Below are 20,161 nucleotides of genomic sequence, written 5' to 3' on the forward strand. Positions count from 1 at the left end.
AGCGCCGGCGTTGGCCGCACTTCCGGGCGAGCATCCAATCCAAGCTGATGGTGCTGCTGCTGCTGTGCAGCATGCTGTCGGTGGCGGCGATTGTCGTCGTCGGCTATCAGTCCGGTCGCAGCTCGCTACAAGCGGCGGCGTACGAGCGGTTGACCGAGTTGCGCGAGTCGCAGAAGCGGGCGGTGGAGACGCTGTTTGCCGACCTGACGAATTCGCTGGTCATTTACGCCCGCGGGTTGACCGTGATCGACGCGGTCGCACAGTTCACCGCCGCCTTCGATCAACTGGCCGACGCGACGATCAACCCGGCGCAGCAACAGGCGATCGTCGACTATTACAACAACCAACTTATCAACCCGGTGGAACGTGCGACGGGTGAACGGCTCGACATCACCGCGCTGCTGCCGACCAGCCCGGCGCAGCGGTACCTACAGGCGTACTACACCGCGCCGTTCAAATCCGACAGCGATTCGATGCGGCTGGACGACGCCGGGGACGGCAGCGCGTGGTCGGCGGCCAATGCCCGGTTCAACGGCTACTTCCGGGAAATCGTCACCCGGTTCGATTACGACGACGCCGTGCTGCTGGACACCCGGGGCAACATCGTCTACAGCCTGAGCAAGGACCCCGACCTGGGCACCAACATTTTGACCGGCCCGTACCGCGAAACCAACCTGCGTGACGCCTACCTCAAGGCGTTGGGCGCCAACGCCGTCGACTTCACCTGGATCACCGACTTCAAGCCCTATCAGCCACAACTCGACGTGCCGACCGCATGGCTGGTGGCGCCGGTGCAGGCGGGCGCTCGGACCGAGGGCGTTTTGGCGTTGCCGCTGCCGATCGCCAAGATCAACAAGATCATGACCGCCAACAAGCAGTGGCAAGCCGCCGGCATGGGGCATGGGACGGAGACGTTTCTGGCCGGCCCAGACAGCCTGATGCGCTCGGATTCTCGGCTCTTCCTGCAAGATCCCAAGGAATTCCAGCGACAGGTGGTCGCCGCGGGCACCCCAATCGACGTGGCGAACCGTGCCATCCAGATCGGGGGCACAACACTGCTGCAGCCCGTGGTCAGCGAAGGGTTGCGTGCCGCGCAACGCGGACAGACCGGGACGGTCTCCGATACCGACTACACGGGCAACAGGGAGCTGGAGGCCTACGCGCCGTTGAACGTGCCGAACTCCGATCTGCACTGGTCGATCCTGGCGACCCGGGACCACTCCGAGGCATTTGCGGCCGCGGCCGCGTTCAGCCGGGCCCTGGTGTTGGTCACGGTGGCGATGGTCTTCGTCATCTGTGTGGCCTCAATGCTGATCGCCCAGGCAATGGTGCGGCCGATCCGGCGGCTGCAGGCCGGCACCCAACGGATCAGCGCCGGCGAGTATGACGTCACGATTCCGGTAACGTCGCGTGACGAAATTGGTGATCTCACAGCGGCTTTCAACGAGATGAGCCGGAACCTGGAGATCAAGGAAGAGCTGCTCAACGAGCAGCGCAGGGAAAACGACCGACTGCTGCTGTCGATGATGCCCGAGCCGGTGGTGCAGCGTTATCGCGATGGCGAGAAAACGATCGCGCAGGAGCACCAGGACGTCACGGTTTTGTTCGCCGACATCCTGGGACTGGACGAGATTTCCAGCGACCTATCCGGTAACGAGTTGGTGGGGATCGTCGACGAATTGGTACGGCAGTTCGACTCGGCCGCTGAATCCCTTGGTGTAGAACGGATTCGCACGCTGCACAATGGCTATCTGGCGAGTTGCGGGATCACCACGCCGCGACTGGACAACGTCGCCCGAACGGTCGATTTCGCCCTCGAAATGTGCCGCATCATTGAACGGTTCAACCGCCAGACCGGCCATGAGCTGAGTTTGCGAGTGGGAATCAACACCGGCGACGTCATCAGCGGGCTGGTGGGCCGGTCGAGCGTTGTCTATGACATGTGGGGTACCGCGGTCAGCCTGGCTTACCAAATGCACAGTGGCTCACCGCAACCCGGAATCTACGTGACCTCGCATGTGTACCAGACGTTAAGGGATGTGCGGCAGTTCACCGCGGCCGGCACCATCTCGGTCGACGGAACAGACGAGCCGATCTACAGATTGGTGGAGCGGTCATGAACGTATTTGGCGCGTCGTGGTTTTACTGGGCCGTCGGCATCGCGATCGGATTGCCCGTTGGGCTGATCGTCCTTACCGAGCTACATCGCGCACTTGCTCGCAGAGGCAGCCATCTGGCTAGACAGGTGAGCCTGCTGCGTAACTATCTCGTGCCGCTCGGCGCGTTGCTGCTGCTGCTCGTCAAGGCCGCGCAGATCCCGGCCGGTGACCCCATGGTGCGAATCCTCACCACCGTGTTCGGCTTCTTGGTGCTGGTGCTGCTGTTGTCCGGGCTCAACGCCACCGTTTTCCAGGGGGCGCCCGAAAACAGCTGGCGCAAGCGGCTGCCCACGATCTTCTTGGACGTCGCCCGGTTCGCGTTGATCGGCGTTGGCCTGGCGATGATCCTGTCCTACATCTGGGGCGTGCGGGTCGGTGGCCTATTCACCGCGCTCGGGGTGACGTCGGTGGTGATCGGCCTGATGCTGCAGAACTCCGTGGGCCAGATCGTTTCGGGCTTGTTCATGTTGTTCGAGCAGCCCTTCCGCATCGATGATTGGTTGGACACCCCCACCGCGCGCGGACGAGTCGTCGAAGTGAACTGGCGCGCCGTCCATATCGAGACCGGAGCCGGGCTGCGAATCACGCCCAACTCGATGCTGGCGACCACCTCCTTCACAAACCTCAGCCGGCCGGGAGGCTCCCACAAATGCACGATTACAACCAAATTCGCCGTCACCGATCCGCCGAATCAGGTATGCGCGATGCTGACCAGGGTTGCCAGCGGGCTACCGCATCTCAAACCCGCGGTGATGCCCACCACGGTTGCCCTGGGCGGCGGCGAGTACCGCACCACGGTCGGACTGAAGTCGCCGGCGGACGACGGCGCGGCGCAAGCAACATTTCTGCCGTGGGTGTGGTACGCGGCACGGCGCGAAGGGCTTCACCTCGACGAGGCCGATGACGAATTCTCAACGGCCGAACGCGTGCAGCAGGCCTTGCGCACGGTGGTGGGGCCCGAGCTGCGGCTCAGTCTGGTGGAGCAGCAGGCACTGGTTCCCTACGCGAGGGTGGTGCGGTACGGCATCGACGAGATCGTGCAGGACCAGGGCGTGGTGCCGAGGGGGATGAGTTTCATCATCGCTGGCAGTGTTCGGCTGACGGCGACCACCGAGGACGGCTTCGCCGTCGCGATCAGCACGCTGGGCGAGGGCGCGTTTTTGGGTATGACGGCACTGACACGTCAACCCAACCCCGCCAGGGCGGTGGCGCTGGAAGAGGTGACCGTGCTCGAGATCGATCGTGACCATCTGGAGCCGGTGGTCATGAGCAAACCAATGCTGCTGCAAGAGCTGGGTCGGCTCATCGACGAGCGCCAAACCAAGGCGCAGCGGGCAACTCATCGCGAGCGGGTTGGTTAGGCCGCGCAGCCAACCCGGAAGCCGACGGCACCCAGAGCCTGGGCCTGCGCCGTCACGCCCCGCAGACCTGGCCCGACCAGCCATTTCATTATCCTCGAAGTCCGAAGGCCCGCCCGCCAGGGAGGGCTGGTGACCACGCTGCTCGTTGCGACCTGGGTAGCCATCGATCGGGCGGTGCGCGATGAGGGCCGTTCAAACCGATTGTGCGGCCAGGCCGTCTTACCCAGCCGGCTTGAGCCCGATACGCTGGGGCAATGAGTGTGCAGGCACCATCCCCGAGCGGGACGGCCCAACAGCGGGAGCCCGACTTGCGCCACGAGGTGCACGACGCCGCACGCCGCGCGCGGGTGGCCGCTCGCAGGCTGGCCACGGTGCCCACCGCGGTCAAAGACCGCGCGTTACACGCCGCCGCCGACGAGTTGTTGGCTCACTCCAACCAGATCTTGGCCGCCAACGCCGAAGACCTGATCGCGGCGCGTGACGCCGGCACCCCGGCCGCGATGCTCGACCGGCTGGCGCTGGACCCGCAGCGCATCGACGGCATCGCCGCCGGCCTGCGGCAGGTGGCGGGGCTGCCGGACCCGATCGGCGAAGTGCTGCGCGGCTACACCCTGCCCAACGGTCTGCAGCTTCGCCAGCAGCGCGTGCCGCTCGGTGTGGTCGGCATGATCTACGAGGGCCGTCCCAACGTCACCGTCGACGCCTTCGGGCTCACCCTCAAGTCAGGCAACGCCGCACTGCTGCGCGGCAGCTCTTCGGCCGCCAAGTCCAACGAAGCCCTGGTCACGGTGCTGCGCGCCGCGCTGGTGGGCCAACACCTGCCCGCCGACGCGGTCCAGCTGCTGTCCAGCGCGGACCGGTCCACGGTCACCCATTTGATCCAGGCCCGCGGGCTGGTCGACGTGGCGATTCCACGCGGGGGGGCCGGGTTGATCGACGCGGTGGTGCGCGATGCGCAGGTGCCCACCATCGAGACCGGTGTCGGCAACTGTCACGTCTACGTGCATGAATCCGCCGACCTGGACATCGCCGAGCGGGTCCTGTTGAACTCCAAGACCCGTCGGCCCAGCGTTTGCAACGCGGCCGAGACGCTGCTGGTCGACGCCGCGATCGCCGGGCAGGCGATGCCCCGGCTGCTGGCCGCGCTGCAGGACGCGGGCGTCACGGTGCACCTGGACGCGGGTGAGGCCGACCTGCGCCGCGAATACCTGGCGATGGAGATCGCGGTGGCCGTGGTCGACGGCGTCGACGCCGCCATCGCCCACATCAACGAGTACGGCACCGGGCACACCGAGGCCATCGTGACCACCAATCTTGCTGCCGCCCAACGGTTCACCGAGCAGGTTGATGCCGCGGCGGTGATGGTCAACGCGTCGACGGCATTCACCGACGGCGAACAGTTCGGCTTCGGCGCCGAAATCGGCATCTCCACCCAGAAGCTGCATGCCCGCGGCCCGATGGGACTGCCGGAACTGACCTCCACCAAGTGGATCGTATGGGGCGATGGCCACACCCGTCCGGCCTGACCCTAGGAGAACCCCATGGTGAGCGTGCCAGCGCGGCCCGTGCCGCTGTTCGCCGACATCGCCGACGTCTCACGACGGCTGGCCGAGACCGGCTACCTGCCCGACACCGCCACCGCGACGGCGGTGTTTCTCGCCGACCGGCTTGGCAAGCCGCTGCTGGTGGAAGGTCCCGCCGGTGTCGGCAAGACCGAGCTGGCCCGCGCGGTCGCCGAGGCCACCGGATCCGGGCTGGTGCGGTTGCAGTGCTACGAGGGCGTCGACGAGGCTCGTGCCCTCTACGAGTGGAACCACGCCAAGCAGATCCTGCGCATCCAGGCCGGCTCCGGAGACTGGGAGACCACCAAGACCGACGTGTTCAGTGAGGAGTTCCTGCTGCAGCGTCCGTTGCTGACCGCTATCCGGCGCACCGAGCCGACCGTGCTGCTGATCGACGAGACCGACAAGGCCGACATCGAAATGGAGGGCCTGCTGCTGGAGGTGCTGTCCGACTTCGCGGTCACCGTTCCCGAACTGGGCACCATGACCGCGGTGCGGGCGCCGTTCGTGGTGCTGACCTCCAACGCCACGCGTGAGCTGTCCGAGGCGCTCAAGCGACGCTGCCTGTTCCTGCACATCGACTTCCCCACCCCCGACCTGGAACGCCGCATCCTATTGTCCCGGGTCCCCGATCTGCCCGAGCACCTCGCCGAGGAGCTGGTGCGCATCATCGGTGTGCTGCGCGGCATGCAGCTCAAGAAGGTGCCCTCGATCGCCGAAACCATCGACTGGGGCCGCACGCTGCTGGCGCTCGGCCTGGACACCATCGACGACGCGGTGGTCGCCGCCACCCTGGGCGTGGTCCTCAAGCACCAATCCGATCAGCTGCGCGCCAGCGGAGAACTCAGGCTCAACTGATGGGGCTGCCCTGATGGCCCTCCGCCGCATCCGCCCCACCCGGCCGCTCGCCCCGCACGGGCTGCCCGGCCATTTGGTGGGGTTCGTGGAAGCGCTTCGGGCGAGCGGGATTTCGGTGGGTCCGTCGGAGACGGTGGACGCCGGCAGGGTGATGGCCACGCTCGGCCTGGGCGATCGTGAGGTGCTGCGCGAGGGCATCGCCTGCGCGGTGCTGCGTCGGCCCGATCACCGCGACACCTACGACGCCCTGTTTGACCTGTGGTTTCCGCCGGCAATGGGTGCGCGGGCCGTCGTCGCGGACGAGGATGGGGAAACCTGCGCTTCCCTGCCGCCGGACGACGTCGAGGCGGTGCGGCAGATGCTGCTGGATCTGCTGATCGACAACGCAGATCTGGCCGACATGGACGAGCGGTTGGTGGCGATGATCGCCCGGATCGTGGAGGCCTACGGCAAGTACAGTTCCAGTCGAGGACCGTCGTTTTCGTCGTATCAGGCGCTCAAGGCGATGGCGCTGGACGAGCTGGAGGGCAAGCTGCTGGCGGGTCTGCTCGCCCCCTACGGTGATCAGCTCACGCCCACCCAGGAGCAGATCGCCAAAGCGCTTGCCGCACAGAGGATCGCCCAGCTGCGCAAGATGGTGGACGCGGAGACCAAGCGACGCACAGCCGAGCAGCTTGGCCGCGAGCATGTGCAGATGTACGGCATCCCGCAGCTTTCCGAGAACGTCGAGTTCCTGCGCGCCTCTGGGGAGCAGCTACGCCAGATGCGCCGGGTGGTGGCTCCGCTGGCCCGCACCCTGGCGACCCGGCTGGCGGCCCGTCGGCGTCGCGCCCGCGCCGGGTCGATCGATTTGCGCAAGACGCTGCGCACGTCGATGTCCACCGGTGGCGTGCCGATCGATGTGGTGCTGCACAAGCCGCGCCCCGCGCGACCGGAATTGGTGGTGCTGTGCGACGTGTCCGGTTCGGTCGCCGGGTTCAGCCACTTTACCCTGTTGTTGGTACACGCTCTGCGCCAACAGTTTTCGCGGGTTCGGGTGTTCGCCTTCATCGACACCACCGATGAGGTGACCCACATGTTCGGGCCCGAGGCCGATCTGGCCGTCGCGATCCAGCGGATCACCCGGGAGGCGGGTGTCTACCACCGCGATGGTCACTCCGACTACGGCAACGCCTTCGTCTCGTTCCTGCAGGCCTACCCGAACGTGTTGTCGCCACGCAGCTCTTTGCTGGTGCTCGGCGACGGCCGAACCAACTACCGGAATCCGGCCATCGACGTGCTGGCGGACATGGTGACCGCGAGCCGGCACGCGCACTGGCTCAACCCGGAGCCCAAACATCTGTGGGGCAGTGGCGATTCCGCGGTTCCGCGGTACCAGGAGGTGATCACGATGCACGAATGCCGGTCTGCCAAACAGCTGGCCGCGGTGATCGATCAACTGCTGCCGGTGTAGGCCGCGGAGTTCAGCGGGTCTTCTGAAACACCAGCCAGCGCATCTCGATGGGGCACAGCTCCCGCTGGATGGTGAACACGTCGAGGCCGCTGACCCAATCGGCGTACCAGCTCGTGGGTGGCCAGGCGCCTTCGGGTAGGTGCGTTTTCTCGTACTCGTATACCGAATCATCGGCGACGAGCTCAAGAGGAAGTCCGGCCGTCGCGGCCGCCATCTCGTGTCGGGTGAAGATGCCGGTGTACACCTGCTGACCGAACTCACGAGCGGCCCGGTCGGGGGTGTAGTCCCCGTTCGGCAGGAACGCGTTGAACACCAGGCGGGCACCGGGAGCCAGGCACTGGGCGGCCAATTCGAACAAGGCGCGCAGCTGCTGTGTCGTCCGGAAATCAGGCACCACCTCGGAGAGCACGATCAGTTGATAGTCGCGCCGCAGATCCTCCATGGTCGCGAAGACGTCGCGCACGATGACGCGCACGTCGAGGGATTCCCGCTCGGCGTCCGCGCGGATGATATCGGCGAATTTCGGGGTCATCTCCACCACGTCGACCGGGTGCCCACGCCGTGCCAACGCGAGCGCGTTGCGGCCGGTTCCGGCCCCGATTTCGAGTATCGGATGCGTCGTGGGGTCGGTTGCTTCGGTGGCCAGCGCCCACACCCGAGCGTCGGGTTCGGTGCCGAAGAGCGGGGGCTCGCGGGTGCTGATCCAGTTCTCGTATTCCTGGGCCACGGTTCGCCATTGGGCCCTGACCTGGTAGTGCAGGGTCGGGCCGATCGGCGCGTTATAGGAGATCACGATGCTCGACCGTTGGGAGGCCGAGTAGGCCTCGGCCAACTGTCCCTCGAGCACCGCCCTGAGATGAGCCAGTTCGTCGTCGGAGAACTTCCTACCCACACCCGCGAACAGGACATCACACATCTTCACGTACTCGTCGATCATGCCCGGGACGGCCGGCAGCGTGATCTCGCCCGTGACCTGTGTCCGGCTGTAAAACCGCCGGAGCATGGCCTCCTTCGCCAGCTGCGTGGGATCGTCCGATCTGAGCGGCAGATTGTCCACAGACCTCTTCTACACGACCACGCGCCAGGTTGGCGGGTCATTGGATCGATACGTGCGGGTATGCATGTCCGGTGGCCCGCGCGATCTGAGCCGTGGTATGTGCTCAAGTAAGCTGGCAAACCGTGCAAACGCACCTTCGCCGGCTGGGAGTGATGGGCGGGACGTTCGATCCCATCCATTACGGGCACCTGGTTGCCGCCAGTGAGGTGGCCGCCCTGTTCGGCCTCGACGAGGTCGTGTTCGTGCCCAGTGGCCAGCCCTGGCAAAAGGGCCGGCACGTTTCCGCCGCCGAGGACCGGTACCTGATGACGGTGATCGCCACCGCCTCCAATCCCCGCTTCTCGGTGAGCCGGGTCGACATCGACCGCGGCGGTCCGACCTTCACAAGGGACACGTTGCGCGATCTGCACGCCCTCAACCCGGACTGCGAGCTGTACTTCATCACCGGTGCCGACGCGCTGGCCACCATCCTGACCTGGCAAGGCTGGGAGGAGCTGTTCGAGTTGGCGCGTTTCGTCGGGGTCAGCCGGCCCGGGTACGAGTTGCGCCGCGACCACATCACCGGCGTCCTGGGTGAGCTGGCCGAAAACGCGCTGACCCTGGTCGAAATCCCCGCGCTGGCGATTTCCTCGACCGACTGCCGTCAGCGCGCCGAGCAGCGGCGCCCACTGTGGTACCTGATGCCCGACGGCGTCGTGCAATACGTGTCCAAACGCAGGCTCTACCGCAAACCCGAGGGCAGCGCGAGCGCAACGACCGCGGGCCGGGGCGCCGGGAACACCGCATGACGGCAACCCAGGAAGCCATCGAGATGGCCACGGTGGCCGCCGGCGCGGCCGCCGCCAAGCTCGCCAACGACGTCGTGGTCATCGACGTCTCCGGCCAGCTGGTCATCACCGACTGCTTCGTCATCGCCTCGGCGTCCAACGAGCGACAGGTCAACGCCATCGTGGACGAGGTCGAGGAGAAGATGCGCAGGGCGGGCTATCGGCCCGCGCGCCGCGAGGGCGCTCGCGAAGGCCGCTGGACGCTGCTGGATTACCTCGACATCGTCGTGCACATCCAACATCAGGACGACCGCGACTACTACGCCCTGGACCGGCTCTGGGGTGACTGCCCGGTGGTGCCGGTGGACTTGTCGGCGAACTCGGCGGCCGCCACATGAGGACCCGCCGGTTGGTGATGCTGCGGCACGGGCAGACCGACTACAACGTTGGTAGCCGGATGCAGGGTCAGTTGGACACCGAGCTGAGCGAGCTGGGCCGCACCCAGGCGGTCGCCGCCGCTGAGGTGCTCGGCAAGCTGCAGCCGCTGCTGATCGTGTCCTCGGATCTGCGGCGCGCCTACGACACCGCGGTCAAGTTGGGGGAGCGCACCGGGCTGCGGGTGCGGGTCGACAACCGGCTGCGGGAGACTCATCTCGGCGACTGGCAGGGCATGACCCACACCCAGATCGACGCCGAGGCGCCGGGCGCCCGGCTGGCGTGGCGCGAGGACGCGACATGGGCTCCCCACGGCGGGGAAAGCCGGGTCGACGTGGCCGCCCGCAGCCTGCCGTTGATCGCCGAGCTGGTCGCCGATGCCCCGGAATGGGGCGGCGCGGCCGCGCCGGACCGACCGGTGATCTTGGTGGCCCACGGCGGGCTGATCGCCGCCCTGTCGGCCGCGCTGTTGAAGCTGCCGGTTGCCAGCTGGCCGGTTTTGGGCCGCATGGGCAACGCCAGCTGGGTGCAGCTCAGCGGGCATTGCGACGGCGTGGCCGACTCCGGCGGCGACGTCGAGGCGGACTTTGACAGCATCAGGTGGCGCCTCGACGTGTGGAACGCCTCAGCGCAGGTTTCCAACGATGTTTTCTGAGCGCGGGCCTAGGCCGGTGCTTCTGGTCTTCGCCGATTCGCTGGCCTATTATGGGCCGACCGGCGGCCTGCCCGCCGACGATCCCCGCATCTGGCCCAATATCGTTGCGTCCCAATTGGGTTGGGATCTGGAACTGATCGGTCGTATCGGCTGGACCTGCCGCGACGTCTGGTGGGCGGCAACCCAGGATCCGCGGTCCTGGGCAGCGCTGCCCAAGGCCGCAGCGGTGGTCTTTGCCACCAGCGGGATGGATTCGCTGCCGTCGGTGTTGCCGACGGCGCTACGTGAGCTCATCCGCTATGTCCGCCCACCGTGGCTGCGGCGCTGGGTTCGCAACGGCTATGCCTGGGTGCAACCGAAGCTGTCACCGGTGGCCAGGTCGGCGCTGCCGCCGCACCTGACCGTTGCATACCTTGAACAGACCCGTGGCGCCATCGATTTCAATCGCCCGGGCATCCCGATCGTGGCGTCGCTGCCGTCGGTGCACATCGCAAAGACCTACGGCAGGGCGCATCACGGCCGGGCGCGCACCGCGGCGGCGATCGCGGAATGGGCGCAACGCCACAATGTTCCATTGGTGGATCTCAAAGCCGCTGTCGCCGAACACGTTATGAGTGGCCATGGCAATCCCGACGGCATTCACTGGAATTTCGAAGCCCATCAGGCGGTCGCGGAGCTGATGCTCAAGGCGCTGGCCGAAGCCGGCGTTCCGAACCAGAAACCGCGTGGCGAAACCGTGACCCGTGGCGGCGACGACGCAGCGGGGGCATGGCCCCACAAGTGGGAGGTACCCCCACCCGCTTGCGGGGGAGAGCGGCGCCCGTGACCGTCGTGGTGATCACCGATACCTCGTCGGGTCTTCCGGTCGACCTGCGTGAAAGGTGGGCGATACGCGAGGTCCCGCTGCACATCCTGCTGGATGGTGTCGACCTGCGCGACGGCGTCGACGAGATTCCCGATGACATCTACAAGCGCCACGCCACCACGGCCGCGGCCACCCCGGCAGAGCTGTGCGCCGCCTACCAACGGGCCTTGGCCGACAGCGGCGGCGACGGGGTCGTGGCGGCGCATATCTCGTCGGCGCTGTCGGGAACCTTTCGCGCCGCCGAGCTGACCGCGGTCGAGCTTGGGCAGGCCGTGCGGGTCATCGATTCGAAATCGGCTGCGATGGGTACCGGTTTCGTGACGCTGGCCGCCGCCCGCGCGGCGGCCGCCGGGGGTGATCTGGACACGGTGGCGCGCGCTGGGGCCGCCGCGGCGCGACGCACCCACGCGCTCATGGTCGTGCACCGGTTGGACAACCTGCGCCGCAGCGGGCGCATCGGCGGCGCCAAAGCGTGGTTGGGCACCGCGTTGGCGCTCAAGCCGCTGCTGTGCATCGATGACGGCAAACTGGTTCTGGCCCAACGGGTTCGAACCGTCAGGAACGCGGTGGCGGCGATGATCGACCGAGTTTGCCAGGTAGTGGGAGAGCGCCCCGCCGCGCTGGCGGTGCAACACGTCGCCAACCCCGACGGTGCGCATAACGTGGCGGCCGCGCTGGCCGATCGGTTGCCGGCATGTGAACCCGCGATCGTTACACCGTTGGGTCCGGTGCTCGCGGTGCACGTCGGAGCCGGGGCGCTGGCGGTCTGTCTGCAGTGTGCAGAATGACTACCGGCGAGACGGGCCGGTCAGATCAGTCGGTCAAAGACCGTCGTTCCTATGGCGTCGTTGTTCCAGATATAGATCGGTCCAACCAGGAAGGGGTAATTCCCGGTATTGAACGGGTTGCCCGCCGACACAACGACCGGGGCGCTGGCCGCCGTGACGGTCTGCGAGTACAGCTTCAGACCGTTGATCGTGTAGACCGTGATGGTTGTTCCTTCTGGAAGGCGGTTACCGACCGCAAGGCCTGGCACCAGCGATTGTGGAACGGCGCCGGTGACGCCGCCGGAATCGATGTATGCGGTGACGGTCTGCGGCAATTCGTTGTTGATCTGTACCTGCACGACGGTCCCCGGCGCTCCATCGAGGTCGATGATGGGTGGCAGCGAATTGGGGCCGAACTCCAACAAACCGCGAGGCATGTTGAAAAGCACACCCTGGTTCATGTTGGTCGGTAAAGTTGCGTTCGTGGGGGTGGCGAACGGAAACCCGTTGTTGGGGCCCACGCCCAGATAGGCAGGCAACAACGAAACGTCGATCTGGTTGGTCGGGTTTCCCAGATATGCCGAGGTGGCGACGCCGACGGTGGTTGACCCGGTGACGATTCCGTTCCCGAAATTCACGGTCGTTTGATAGGTCTGGTAGTTGACGTACAGGCGACCGGTGCTGCCCAGGCCGTAACTGACGGAACCATTCCCGGTGGGTGCGCCGAGATCCACCCCGGTGACGAATTGCGGTGGCACCACAAGGCCGGTGGCGCCGGAGTCGACGATGACGGGCAGGCTTGGTCCGCCGCCCACCGAGATGTTGAGCAGCGGGTTGCCGAATTGATCGATATGTATGAGCGTTTGGTTCGGCGAGAGCAGGGTGCTGATTCCCCCGGTGCCGGGTAGTCCCAACAGCAACCCGGCACGGCCGCCGGGGCCGCCAAGGCCGCCAGGGCCGCTGGCCCCACCGGTGCCGCCGTTGCCGATCAGACCGGCCGGGCCGCCGGCTCCCCCGGGCGCTCCGCCGTAGACGCTGCTGCCGCCCGTGCCGCCGTTGCCGATCAGACCGGCGGGCCCGCCGGCACCGCCGGGCACTCCTGCGCGCGTGCTGGTGCCACCGGTACCGCCGTTGCCGAACAACCAGCCGCCGGGCTTGCCGTTGGTCCCCACGCCTTGAGCGTCGGTGTAGCCGTTGGCGCCATCGCCGAACAGCGGGCGGCCGGTGTGCTCCAAGAAAGGCTGGTTGACCGCGTTGACGCCGCTGGACAAAAGCCACCTGATGTTGGCGGTCTCGACGGCGGTGTACGCATTCACGCTGGACACCACGTTGCGGGTGAATTGGTCGTAGGACGTCGCGACCTGGCCGGCCAGCGCCTGATATTGCTGACCATACCGGGCAAAGAGCGTGGCCACCGCCGCTGAGACTTCATCGGCGCCCATAGCCGGCAGCCCAACCGTCGGGGCTGCGGCGGCGGCGTTAGCGGCGCTGATTGTTGAGCCGATACCGGTCAGCTCCGTCGCCGCCGAGAGCACCACTTCCGGCGCAATGCTCACCAACGACATGTCATACCTCCCGCCAGCTCGACGATGGTGCCGTTCCGATCTATGCAGCGGCGATGAAGCAGTAATGAAATTATACGGATATCCGCACGTTGGGACACCGCCGATCTGGTGCCGGGATTCCGGTGTGGCTGGACAGTTTTGGCGTGGCTGACGCGCGAGTTTAGCTTGGCTGATGTGGCGAACGAGATGCGTCTAGCGGGCTACCCGCCCGGTAATCGGCGCCAGATCGGCCAGCGTGACGATCCCGGATTTGGCGGCCACCACCGCGGGAACCGCGTTGGTGACCGGCATAGCGGTGTAGATCATGCCCAGCCCCATGAACCCGGGCTCGGCCCAATCCTTCGGCGGCAGACAGTGAATCACGGTGCGCATGTTGGGCACTCCAAAGACTTGGATGACGTGGCCGTGTTCCACGGGTTTCGGCGGGACGACGTGGTCACCCATCGTCCAGTTGAATCCGACGCTGACGACGTTTCGATCACCCACCCAGCCGCGGTGGTAACCATAGACGCCGCCGACGGTTCCGGCGGGGATCCTCATGAAGCCCAGCTCGGTATCCGCGGTGGCCGCGGTGAAAGTGACGTCGAAGGTCATCTTGTCCAGGCGTGCCCCGATCGCGTCGGCCATCATCGCCGCCGACTCCGCGAACACCTCGCTTTCGGCGCGCACGCTCTCCGTCAGCCCTGGGGTGTCGGGATCTTGGGAAAATCCCATCGCCGTCTGGGTTTCCGCCGATTCATAGGTCGAGCAGTCGACCGACTCGGTGATGCGGATCTCGTCGACACGTTCACAGGCGGCGCTGAGCACCATGCCGACCATGTTCGTCATCCCGGGGTGCGCGCCGCTGCCCAAGATGGTCGACCCGCCGCGCTCGCACGCGTCGACGATGCGTTGGCGATTCTGCGGTGTCTGCTTGCCACCGGTGATCCAGGCCGCGCTGGTGCACACGTTGACCCCCGATTCCAGCAAGCGCACCAGCTCGTCGATGTTGGGCCACAACGGGTTATAGCAGCACGCGTCGGCGCCCAGCGCGAGCAGCGCGTCGACGTCGTTGGTGGCCCGCACGCCGGTCGGCTCCGGCCAGCCGGCCAAGTCGGCGGCGTCGACACCGACCTTTTCGGGTCCGTGCGCGTACACGCCGACGAGTTCCATGTCGGGCCTGCCGATGATCGCGTGCAATGATCGCCGGCCAACGTTACCGGTGGTCCACTGGATCACACGCAATGGATGGTCGGTGATCATCGAACGCTCCTTCGCCGGCGGTCGGACCCATTATGTTCGGGCCGGCCGCCGGGCGTGCGGGCCCCGCAAAATTTGGGTGCGCGCAGCGGTCCGTGTGTGCCACAGTCGAAACCTGTGACTGTGCGTGCCGGACTCCCGTCCGGGCTGACCCTGCATACCCCGACCGAGCACGACTGGCCGGGAATGTACCTGTTGGCGGCGGCCAGCTTCACCGACTTCGTCGGCCCCGAGTCGGCGAATCCGTGGCGGACCCTGGTGCCTGCCGAGGGCGCGGTGGTGGTCCGCGATGGGAGCGACGTCGTCGGCATGGCGCTGTACTTCGACCTGCGGATGACGGTGCCCGGTGGCGAGGTGCTACCCACCGCCGGCCTCAGCTTCGTCGCGGTAGCCCCCACGCATCGCCGACGCGGGGTGCTGCGTGCGATGTGCGCCGAACTGCACCGCCGCATAGCCGATTCCGGGTATCCAGTGGCGGCCTTGCATGCCAGCGAGGGCGGGATCTACGGCCGGTTCGGCTACGGTCCGGCAACCATCCTGCAGGAGTTGACGGTGGATCGCCGTTTCGCCCGCTGCCACGCCGACATGCCCGCTGGCGGGGAGGTTCGGTTGGTCAGGCCCGACGAGCATCGCGGCGAGTTGGAGGCGATCTATGACCGCTGGCGCCGCCAGGTACCGGGCGCACTGCTGCGCCCAAAGGTGCTGTGGGAGCAGCTGCTGACCGAACCGGAGCCGTCGGGGTGTGCGGCCCGCGACCTGTTCGCGATGCTGCATCGCGACGGCTACGCGCTGTACCGGGTGGACGCCAGCGACCTGAAGCTGGCACGGGTCAGTGAACTCAAAGCGGTAACCGCCGATGCGCATGCCGCGCTGTGGCGGGCATTGCTTGGGCTCGACCCGATGGAGCGGGTCAGCATCGTCAGCCACCCGGACGACTCGTTGCCGTTCCTGCTCACCGACCCCCGACTGGCTCGCACCACCTGGTGCCAGGACGGTCTGTGGCTACGAATCGTGGACGTGCCGGCCGCGCTGGAGGCGCGCGACTACGCCGGCGAACTCTCCACGGTGATCGGCATATCCGACGTCGGCCGATTCTCGCTGCAGATTCGCGACGGCCGCGCGCGTTGCGCACCCACGGATGCTCCGGCCGACATCGAGATGGGGCGCGACGTGCTGGGCAGTCTGTACCTGGGTGTGCACCGGGCCGTTACGCTGGCTGCCGCGAATCGGTTGTGCGCCAAGGATGCTGACGTGATACGTCGGTTCGACGCCGCGTTTGCCAGCGGAGTCCCGGCTGAAACCGCCTTCGAGTTCTGAGCCGCTTACGGCCGGCCACATCTGGTCGCCGAGGCGGTCGACCAGGATGTGCTGGTGGTCGCGCGGGAGGCGATTACCGGGTCGAAGTGGCCGACGGTGATCGACACCGCGGCCGGTTCAGCGGTTCGCCCTGGCGCACCCGCTCGCGGATGTCGGCCGGGATCTGGGTGGTTGTGGAGACCGTCGGAGCCTGACGCCGGTCCACGCGCTGGTTCCGTCTATGACCCAGCGCCGGTCCACAGCCACGGGTTCATCCACAGGCGGACGTCGTGACGCCGGTGCGGGCGGCCGGGGGTGGCGGTCGCCGCACCTACGGTCGACACATGCGAACCGAACTCACCGCCCAGCGGCTGCACCGCCGGCTGGGTGCCGACCCGGAACCCGACACCCAACACGACGGGGATGTCGCCGAATCCGACCAGCCGGACCCAGACGCGAACCGGGATCCCGATGACGACCCGAATTCGCTGCTGCCGCGTTGGCTTCCGGACCCTTCGCCCGGTCGGCGCTGGGTGGATCTGATGCGCGCCGATCCGGGCCGAGCCGGTGCCATCGCGCTGGCGGTGATCGCCACGCTGGCGGTGCTGGTCACGGTATTCACCTTGGTGCGCGACCGGCCCGCTCCGGTGATGTCGGCTAAACTCCCTCCGGTAGAACGGGTTTCGTCGACCACCCCCAGATCATCGGCAAGCCCTGGTCCCCCGGCCGGCGCCGACCGACCGGTGGTGGTCAGCGTGGTCGGCCTGGTGCACACCCCCGGATTGGTCACCCTGGCGCCGGGCGCGCGCATCGCCGATGCGTTGCAGGCCGCCGGCGGCGCCCTCGCCGGGGCGGACACCATCGGGCTGAACATGGCCCGCCAGCTTGGCGACGGCGAGCAGATCGTGGTCGGGTTGGCTCCGGTCGCCGGGAAGCCGCCGGCGCTGGGCAGCTCCGTCAGCCCGGGCAGCGCCACCGGGCCGGCGCCCGGACCGCCATCGGCCCCCGGAACTTCCGGCAGGCCGAAGACCGCTCCGAAGACCGAGGTGCTCGACCTCAACACCGCAACCGTGGAACAGCTGGACACCCTGCCCGGCATCGGACCGGTCACCGCCGCCGCGATCGTGGCGTGGCGGCAGGCCAACGGCAAGTTCACCAGCGTCGACCAGCTCGCCGACGTGGACGGCATCGGCCCGGCCCGGCTGGACAAGCTGCGTTCCCAGGTCCGTGTCTGACGCCGGTGCGCCACGCCGATGGCGGCCATGTTGCCGGCCAGCCGGGGCGCCTGGACGTGCGCCTGGTTCCGGCCGCGGTGACCAGCTGGTTGGTGACCGCGGTCGGCATCGTGTGGCCGATCGGCAGCGCATTGGCCGCGTGCTGCACGGTGCCGGCGGCCGCGTCGGTAGTGCTGTGGCGGTGGGCGCCGCACCCAGCGGACCGGGCCGCACGGCTGCGGGCGGTGAGCGCGGGCCTGATGGCGATCGCAGTCGTGGGCGCGGGCTACGGTCTGGCGATCGCGTTGCGCGCCGACGCGGTCGGTCGCCACCCGATTACCGCGGCGTTTGGCACCTCCGCCCCGGTGACCGTCACGCCCAGCGAAAGCCCGCTGTCGTTGGGTCGGGGCAGGCTGATGTTCCGGGCGACGATCCAGCGTCTGCGCGACGACGAGATCTCGGGCCGGGTCGTGGTTTTCGCGCGTGCTGTGGACTTCGGCGAGTTGATGGTGGGCCAGCCGGTGGCCTTCACCGCACGCATCACTCGCCCGGTCCGCCATGACCTGAGCGTCGCGGTGCTCAACGCGACAGGCCGGCCGAGCATGGGCCAGGCCGGTGTGGTGCAGCGGGCCGCGCACACCGTGCGCAGCCGGTTCGCCGCGGCGGTTCGCCGGGCGTTGCCCGCCGATGAGGCCGCGATGTTGCCCGCCCTGGTTCTCGGTGACACCACGTCGGTCACCACCGAGACCAGCCGCGAGTTCCGCGCGGCGGGGATGACGCACCTGACGGCGGTGTCGGGGGCCAACGTCACGATCGTGTGCGCGTCGGTGCTGTTCTCAGCCCGGTTGATCGGGCCGCGTGCGGCCGTGACGCTCGCCGCGCTCGCGCTGATGGCGTTCGTCATCGTGGTGCAGCCGACGGCCAGCGTGTTGCGGGCGGGGGTGATGGGCGCTATCGCGCTGGTGGGAATGCTGTCCTCGCGGCGACGGCGGGCGATTCCGGCGCTGTCGGCCACGGTGTTGCTATTGCTGGCGATGGCCCCGCACCTGGCCGTGGACATGGGCTTCGCGTTGTCGGTGGCCGCTACCGCCGCGCTGGTGGTCATCGCCCCGGTGTGGTCACAGTGGCTGGTCGTGCGCGGCTGCCCGCGACGGCTGGCGGACGCGCTCGCGGTCGCGGGGGCCGCCCAGGTAGCGACGGCTCCGCTGGTCGCCGGCATGTCGGGGCGGGTCAGCCTGGTCGGCGCGGCCGCCAATCTCGCGGTGGTGGCGGTGATAACGCCGATCACAGTGCTGGGCAGCGCGGCGGCGGTACTGGCCGTCGGGTGGCCGGCCGGCGCACAGCTGCTCATCCGTTTCACCGGGCCCGAGGTGTGGTGGGTGCTGCGCGTGGCGCACTGGGCCGCCGCCGTGCCCGGGGCGACCGTGTCCGTTCCGACGGGGTTTGCCGGGGCGCTGGTCGTCGGTTGCGGTCTGGGGTTTGTCGTTGCGCTGTGTCGCTGGCGGTGGTGTCGCGCGTGGCTGTTCTTCGTGATCCTGCTCGCCGCCGCTTGCCTGCTGGCCTGGTCGCTGTCGGGACTGGTCGGGCCCTAAGCCCACGTCGGGCTTCCGTGACACCATCATGGGGTGAGCGAGCTGTCACCGTTGCACTTGGTATTGGGGGATGAAGAACTGCTGATCGAGCGGGCTGTGGCGCAGATCCTGCGGTCGGTTCGCCAGCGGGCAGGAGCCGGCGCCGATGACGTCCCGGTGAACCGCATGCGGGCAGGCGACGTCAGCACCCATGAGCTCGCCGAACTGCTCAGCCCGTCATTGTTCGCCGAGGAGCGGATGGTCGTGCTCGAGGCCGCCGCCGAGGCGGGCAAGGACGCGGCCGCGGTGATCGCTGCCATGGCCGCCGACATTCCCGCGGGCACGGTGTTGGTGGTGGTGCACTCGGGCGCAGGGCGGGCCAAAGCGCTGGCCGGCGAGCTGCGGTCGCTGGGCGCACAGGTGCATCCCTGCGCGAAGATCACCAAGGCCAGCGAACGCGCCGACTTCGTGCGGGAGGAATTTCGATCGTTGCGGGTCAGCGTCGACGAGCAAACGGTGACCGCCCTGCTCGACGCGGTTGGCTCCGACATCCGCGAGCTCGCGTCGGCATGTTCCCAGTTGGTCGCCGACACCGCCGGCGCCGTCGATGCCGCCGCGGTCCGGCGTTATCACAGCGGCAAGGCCGAGGTGCGCGGCTTTGATATCGCCGACAAGGCCGTGGCCGGCGATGTGTCAGGGGCCGTCGAGGCGCTGCGATGGGCGATGATGCGCGGCGAGCCGCTCGTGGTGTTGGCCGATGCGCTGGCCGAAGCCATCCACACCATCGGGCGGGTCGGGCCGCTGTCCGGGGATCCGTACCGGCTGGCCGCGCAACTGGGGATGCCGCCCTGGCGGGTGCAGAAGGCCCAGAAACAGGCCCGGCGCTGGTCGCGCGACTCGGTGGCCACCGCCATGAAGCTGGTGGCGGCGCTCAACGCCAACGTCAAGGGTGCGGCCGCGGACGCCGACTACGCGCTGGAATCCGCGGTCAGGAAGGTCGCCGAGCTGGCGGCCGAGCGCGCCTGAGGGGTCAGCCGAGCTTGTTGAGCGTGCGCGCCAGCGCCGACTTCTTGTTGGCGGCCTGGTTCTTGTGAATCACGCCTTTGCTGGCCGCCTTGTCCAGTTTGCGGCTGGTCGACGCCAGCAATTCGGCGGCCTTTTGCTGGTCCCCGGAATGGACCGCCTCGCGGAACGCGCGGACCGCGGTACGCAGCGAGGACTTCACCGACTTGTTGCGCAGCCGGGCGCGCTCGTTGGTGCGATTGCGCTTCCGCTGCGACTTGATGTTGGCCACGCGTGTGTCCCTTTGCGTCTCGGTGGTTGTTTGGCTGACGGCG

General features: G+C 67.7%; 17 protein-coding genes and 1 pseudogene. 14 read left to right on the forward strand and 4 right to left on the reverse strand.

Annotated features, from left to right (window positions below):
* Positions 1–47: 47 nt before the first annotated feature.
* From G6N20_RS03895 to G6N20_RS03915, 5 genes are all read left to right on the forward strand, one after another.
* Positions 48–2,120 (forward strand): adenylate/guanylate cyclase domain-containing protein, encoded by a 2,073-nt coding sequence (locus tag G6N20_RS03895; protein ID WP_232065492.1) that lies wholly within the window; start codon positions 48–50, stop codon positions 2,118–2,120.
* On the forward strand, positions 2,117–3,520 hold the full coding sequence (locus G6N20_RS03900; RefSeq protein WP_083046288.1) for a mechanosensitive ion channel domain-containing protein: 1,404 nt from the start codon (positions 2,117–2,119) through the stop codon (positions 3,518–3,520). The genes G6N20_RS03895 and G6N20_RS03900 overlap by 4 nt, the downstream gene beginning before the upstream one ends.
* Positions 3,521–3,774: 254 nt before the next feature.
* Complete coding sequence (locus G6N20_RS03905; RefSeq protein ID WP_083046289.1) at positions 3,775–5,046, forward strand: glutamate-5-semialdehyde dehydrogenase; 1,272 nt, start codon at positions 3,775–3,777, stop codon at positions 5,044–5,046.
* Positions 5,047–5,064: 18 nt separating this feature from the next.
* Positions 5,065–5,940, forward strand: a complete 876-nt coding sequence (locus G6N20_RS03910; RefSeq protein WP_083046346.1) for an AAA family ATPase — start codon at positions 5,065–5,067, stop codon at positions 5,938–5,940.
* A 13-nt stretch (positions 5,941–5,953) separates the two neighbouring features.
* Positions 5,954–7,393 (forward strand): vWA domain-containing protein, encoded by a 1,440-nt coding sequence (locus G6N20_RS03915; RefSeq protein WP_083046290.1) that lies wholly within the window; start codon positions 5,954–5,956, stop codon positions 7,391–7,393.
* Between the two features lie 10 nt (positions 7,394–7,403).
* Here the strand turns inward: G6N20_RS03915 and G6N20_RS03920 are convergent, their stop codons facing one another.
* Complete coding sequence (locus G6N20_RS03920) at positions 7,404–8,450, reverse strand: class I SAM-dependent methyltransferase (RefSeq protein WP_083046291.1); 1,047 nt, start codon at positions 8,448–8,450, stop codon at positions 7,404–7,406.
* 152 nt (positions 8,451–8,602) lie between these two features.
* Between G6N20_RS03920 and nadD the strand changes: the two genes are divergently transcribed.
* From nadD to G6N20_RS03945, 5 genes and pseudogenes are all read left to right on the forward strand, one after another.
* Positions 8,603–9,238 carry a nicotinate-nucleotide adenylyltransferase gene (gene nadD / locus G6N20_RS03925; RefSeq protein ID WP_232065493.1) on the forward strand — a complete coding sequence of 212 codons (636 nt, stop codon included), beginning with the start codon at positions 8,603–8,605 and terminating at the stop codon, positions 9,236–9,238.
* Complete coding sequence (rsfS, locus tag G6N20_RS03930; RefSeq protein WP_083046293.1) at positions 9,235–9,615, forward strand: ribosome silencing factor; 381 nt, start codon at positions 9,235–9,237, stop codon at positions 9,613–9,615. Before nadD ends, rsfS begins: the two co-directional genes overlap by 4 nt.
* Positions 9,612–10,307 (forward strand): glucosyl-3-phosphoglycerate phosphatase, encoded by a 696-nt coding sequence (gene gpgP / locus G6N20_RS03935; RefSeq protein ID WP_083046294.1) that lies wholly within the window; start codon positions 9,612–9,614, stop codon positions 10,305–10,307. The genes rsfS and gpgP overlap by 4 nt, the downstream gene beginning before the upstream one ends.
* Positions 10,297–11,037: pseudogene (gene octT / locus G6N20_RS03940) on the forward strand (diglucosylglycerate octanoyltransferase); the annotation flags it as partial. The gene gpgP and the pseudogene octT, both read left to right, overlap by 11 nt.
* A 92-nt stretch (positions 11,038–11,129) precedes the next feature.
* A complete protein-coding gene (locus G6N20_RS03945) occupies positions 11,130–11,960 on the forward strand; it encodes a DegV family protein (protein WP_083046295.1) in 831 nt (276 codons plus the stop codon).
* Positions 11,961–11,980: 20 nt separating this feature from the next.
* Here the strand turns inward: G6N20_RS03945 and G6N20_RS03950 are convergent, their stop codons facing one another.
* Both G6N20_RS03950 and G6N20_RS03955 read right to left on the reverse strand, forming a co-directional pair.
* Complete coding sequence (locus tag G6N20_RS03950; protein WP_083046296.1) at positions 11,981–13,504, reverse strand: PecA family PE domain-processing aspartic protease; 1,524 nt, start codon at positions 13,502–13,504, stop codon at positions 11,981–11,983.
* 192 nt (positions 13,505–13,696) lie between these two features.
* Complete coding sequence (locus G6N20_RS03955; protein ID WP_083046297.1) at positions 13,697–14,746, reverse strand: NAD(P)H-dependent amine dehydrogenase family protein; 1,050 nt, start codon at positions 14,744–14,746, stop codon at positions 13,697–13,699.
* Positions 14,747–14,929: 183 nt separating this feature from the next.
* Here G6N20_RS03955 and G6N20_RS03960 point away from each other — a divergent pair, with 183 nt between their 5' ends.
* The 4 genes from G6N20_RS03960 (at position 14,930) to holA (ending at position 19,850) form a co-directional block, all read left to right on the forward strand.
* Positions 14,930–16,060, forward strand: a complete 1,131-nt coding sequence (locus G6N20_RS03960) for a GNAT family N-acetyltransferase (RefSeq protein ID WP_232065494.1) — start codon at positions 14,930–14,932, stop codon at positions 16,058–16,060.
* Between the two features lie 323 nt (positions 16,061–16,383).
* Positions 16,384–17,274 (forward strand): ComEA family DNA-binding protein, encoded by an 891-nt coding sequence (locus G6N20_RS03965; protein ID WP_083046299.1) that lies wholly within the window; start codon positions 16,384–16,386, stop codon positions 17,272–17,274.
* 56 nt (positions 17,275–17,330) lie between these two features.
* Positions 17,331–18,845 carry a ComEC/Rec2 family competence protein gene (locus G6N20_RS03970; protein ID WP_083046347.1) on the forward strand — a complete coding sequence of 505 codons (1,515 nt, stop codon included), beginning with the start codon at positions 17,331–17,333 and terminating at the stop codon, positions 18,843–18,845.
* Between the two features lie 51 nt (positions 18,846–18,896).
* Positions 18,897–19,850: a DNA polymerase III subunit delta gene (gene holA / locus G6N20_RS03975; protein ID WP_142271865.1), complete on the forward strand. Its 954-nt coding sequence runs from the start codon at positions 18,897–18,899 to the stop codon at positions 19,848–19,850.
* A 4-nt stretch (positions 19,851–19,854) separates the two neighbouring features.
* Here the strand turns inward: holA and rpsT are convergent, their stop codons facing one another.
* Complete coding sequence (rpsT, locus tag G6N20_RS03980; RefSeq protein ID WP_083046301.1) at positions 19,855–20,118, reverse strand: 30S ribosomal protein S20; 264 nt, start codon at positions 20,116–20,118, stop codon at positions 19,855–19,857.
* Positions 20,119–20,161: the final 43 nt, after the last annotated feature.

This window comes from Mycobacterium shinjukuense (assembly GCF_010730055.1).
GTDB classification, from domain to species: domain Bacteria; phylum Actinomycetota; class Actinomycetes; order Mycobacteriales; family Mycobacteriaceae; genus Mycobacterium; species Mycobacterium shinjukuense.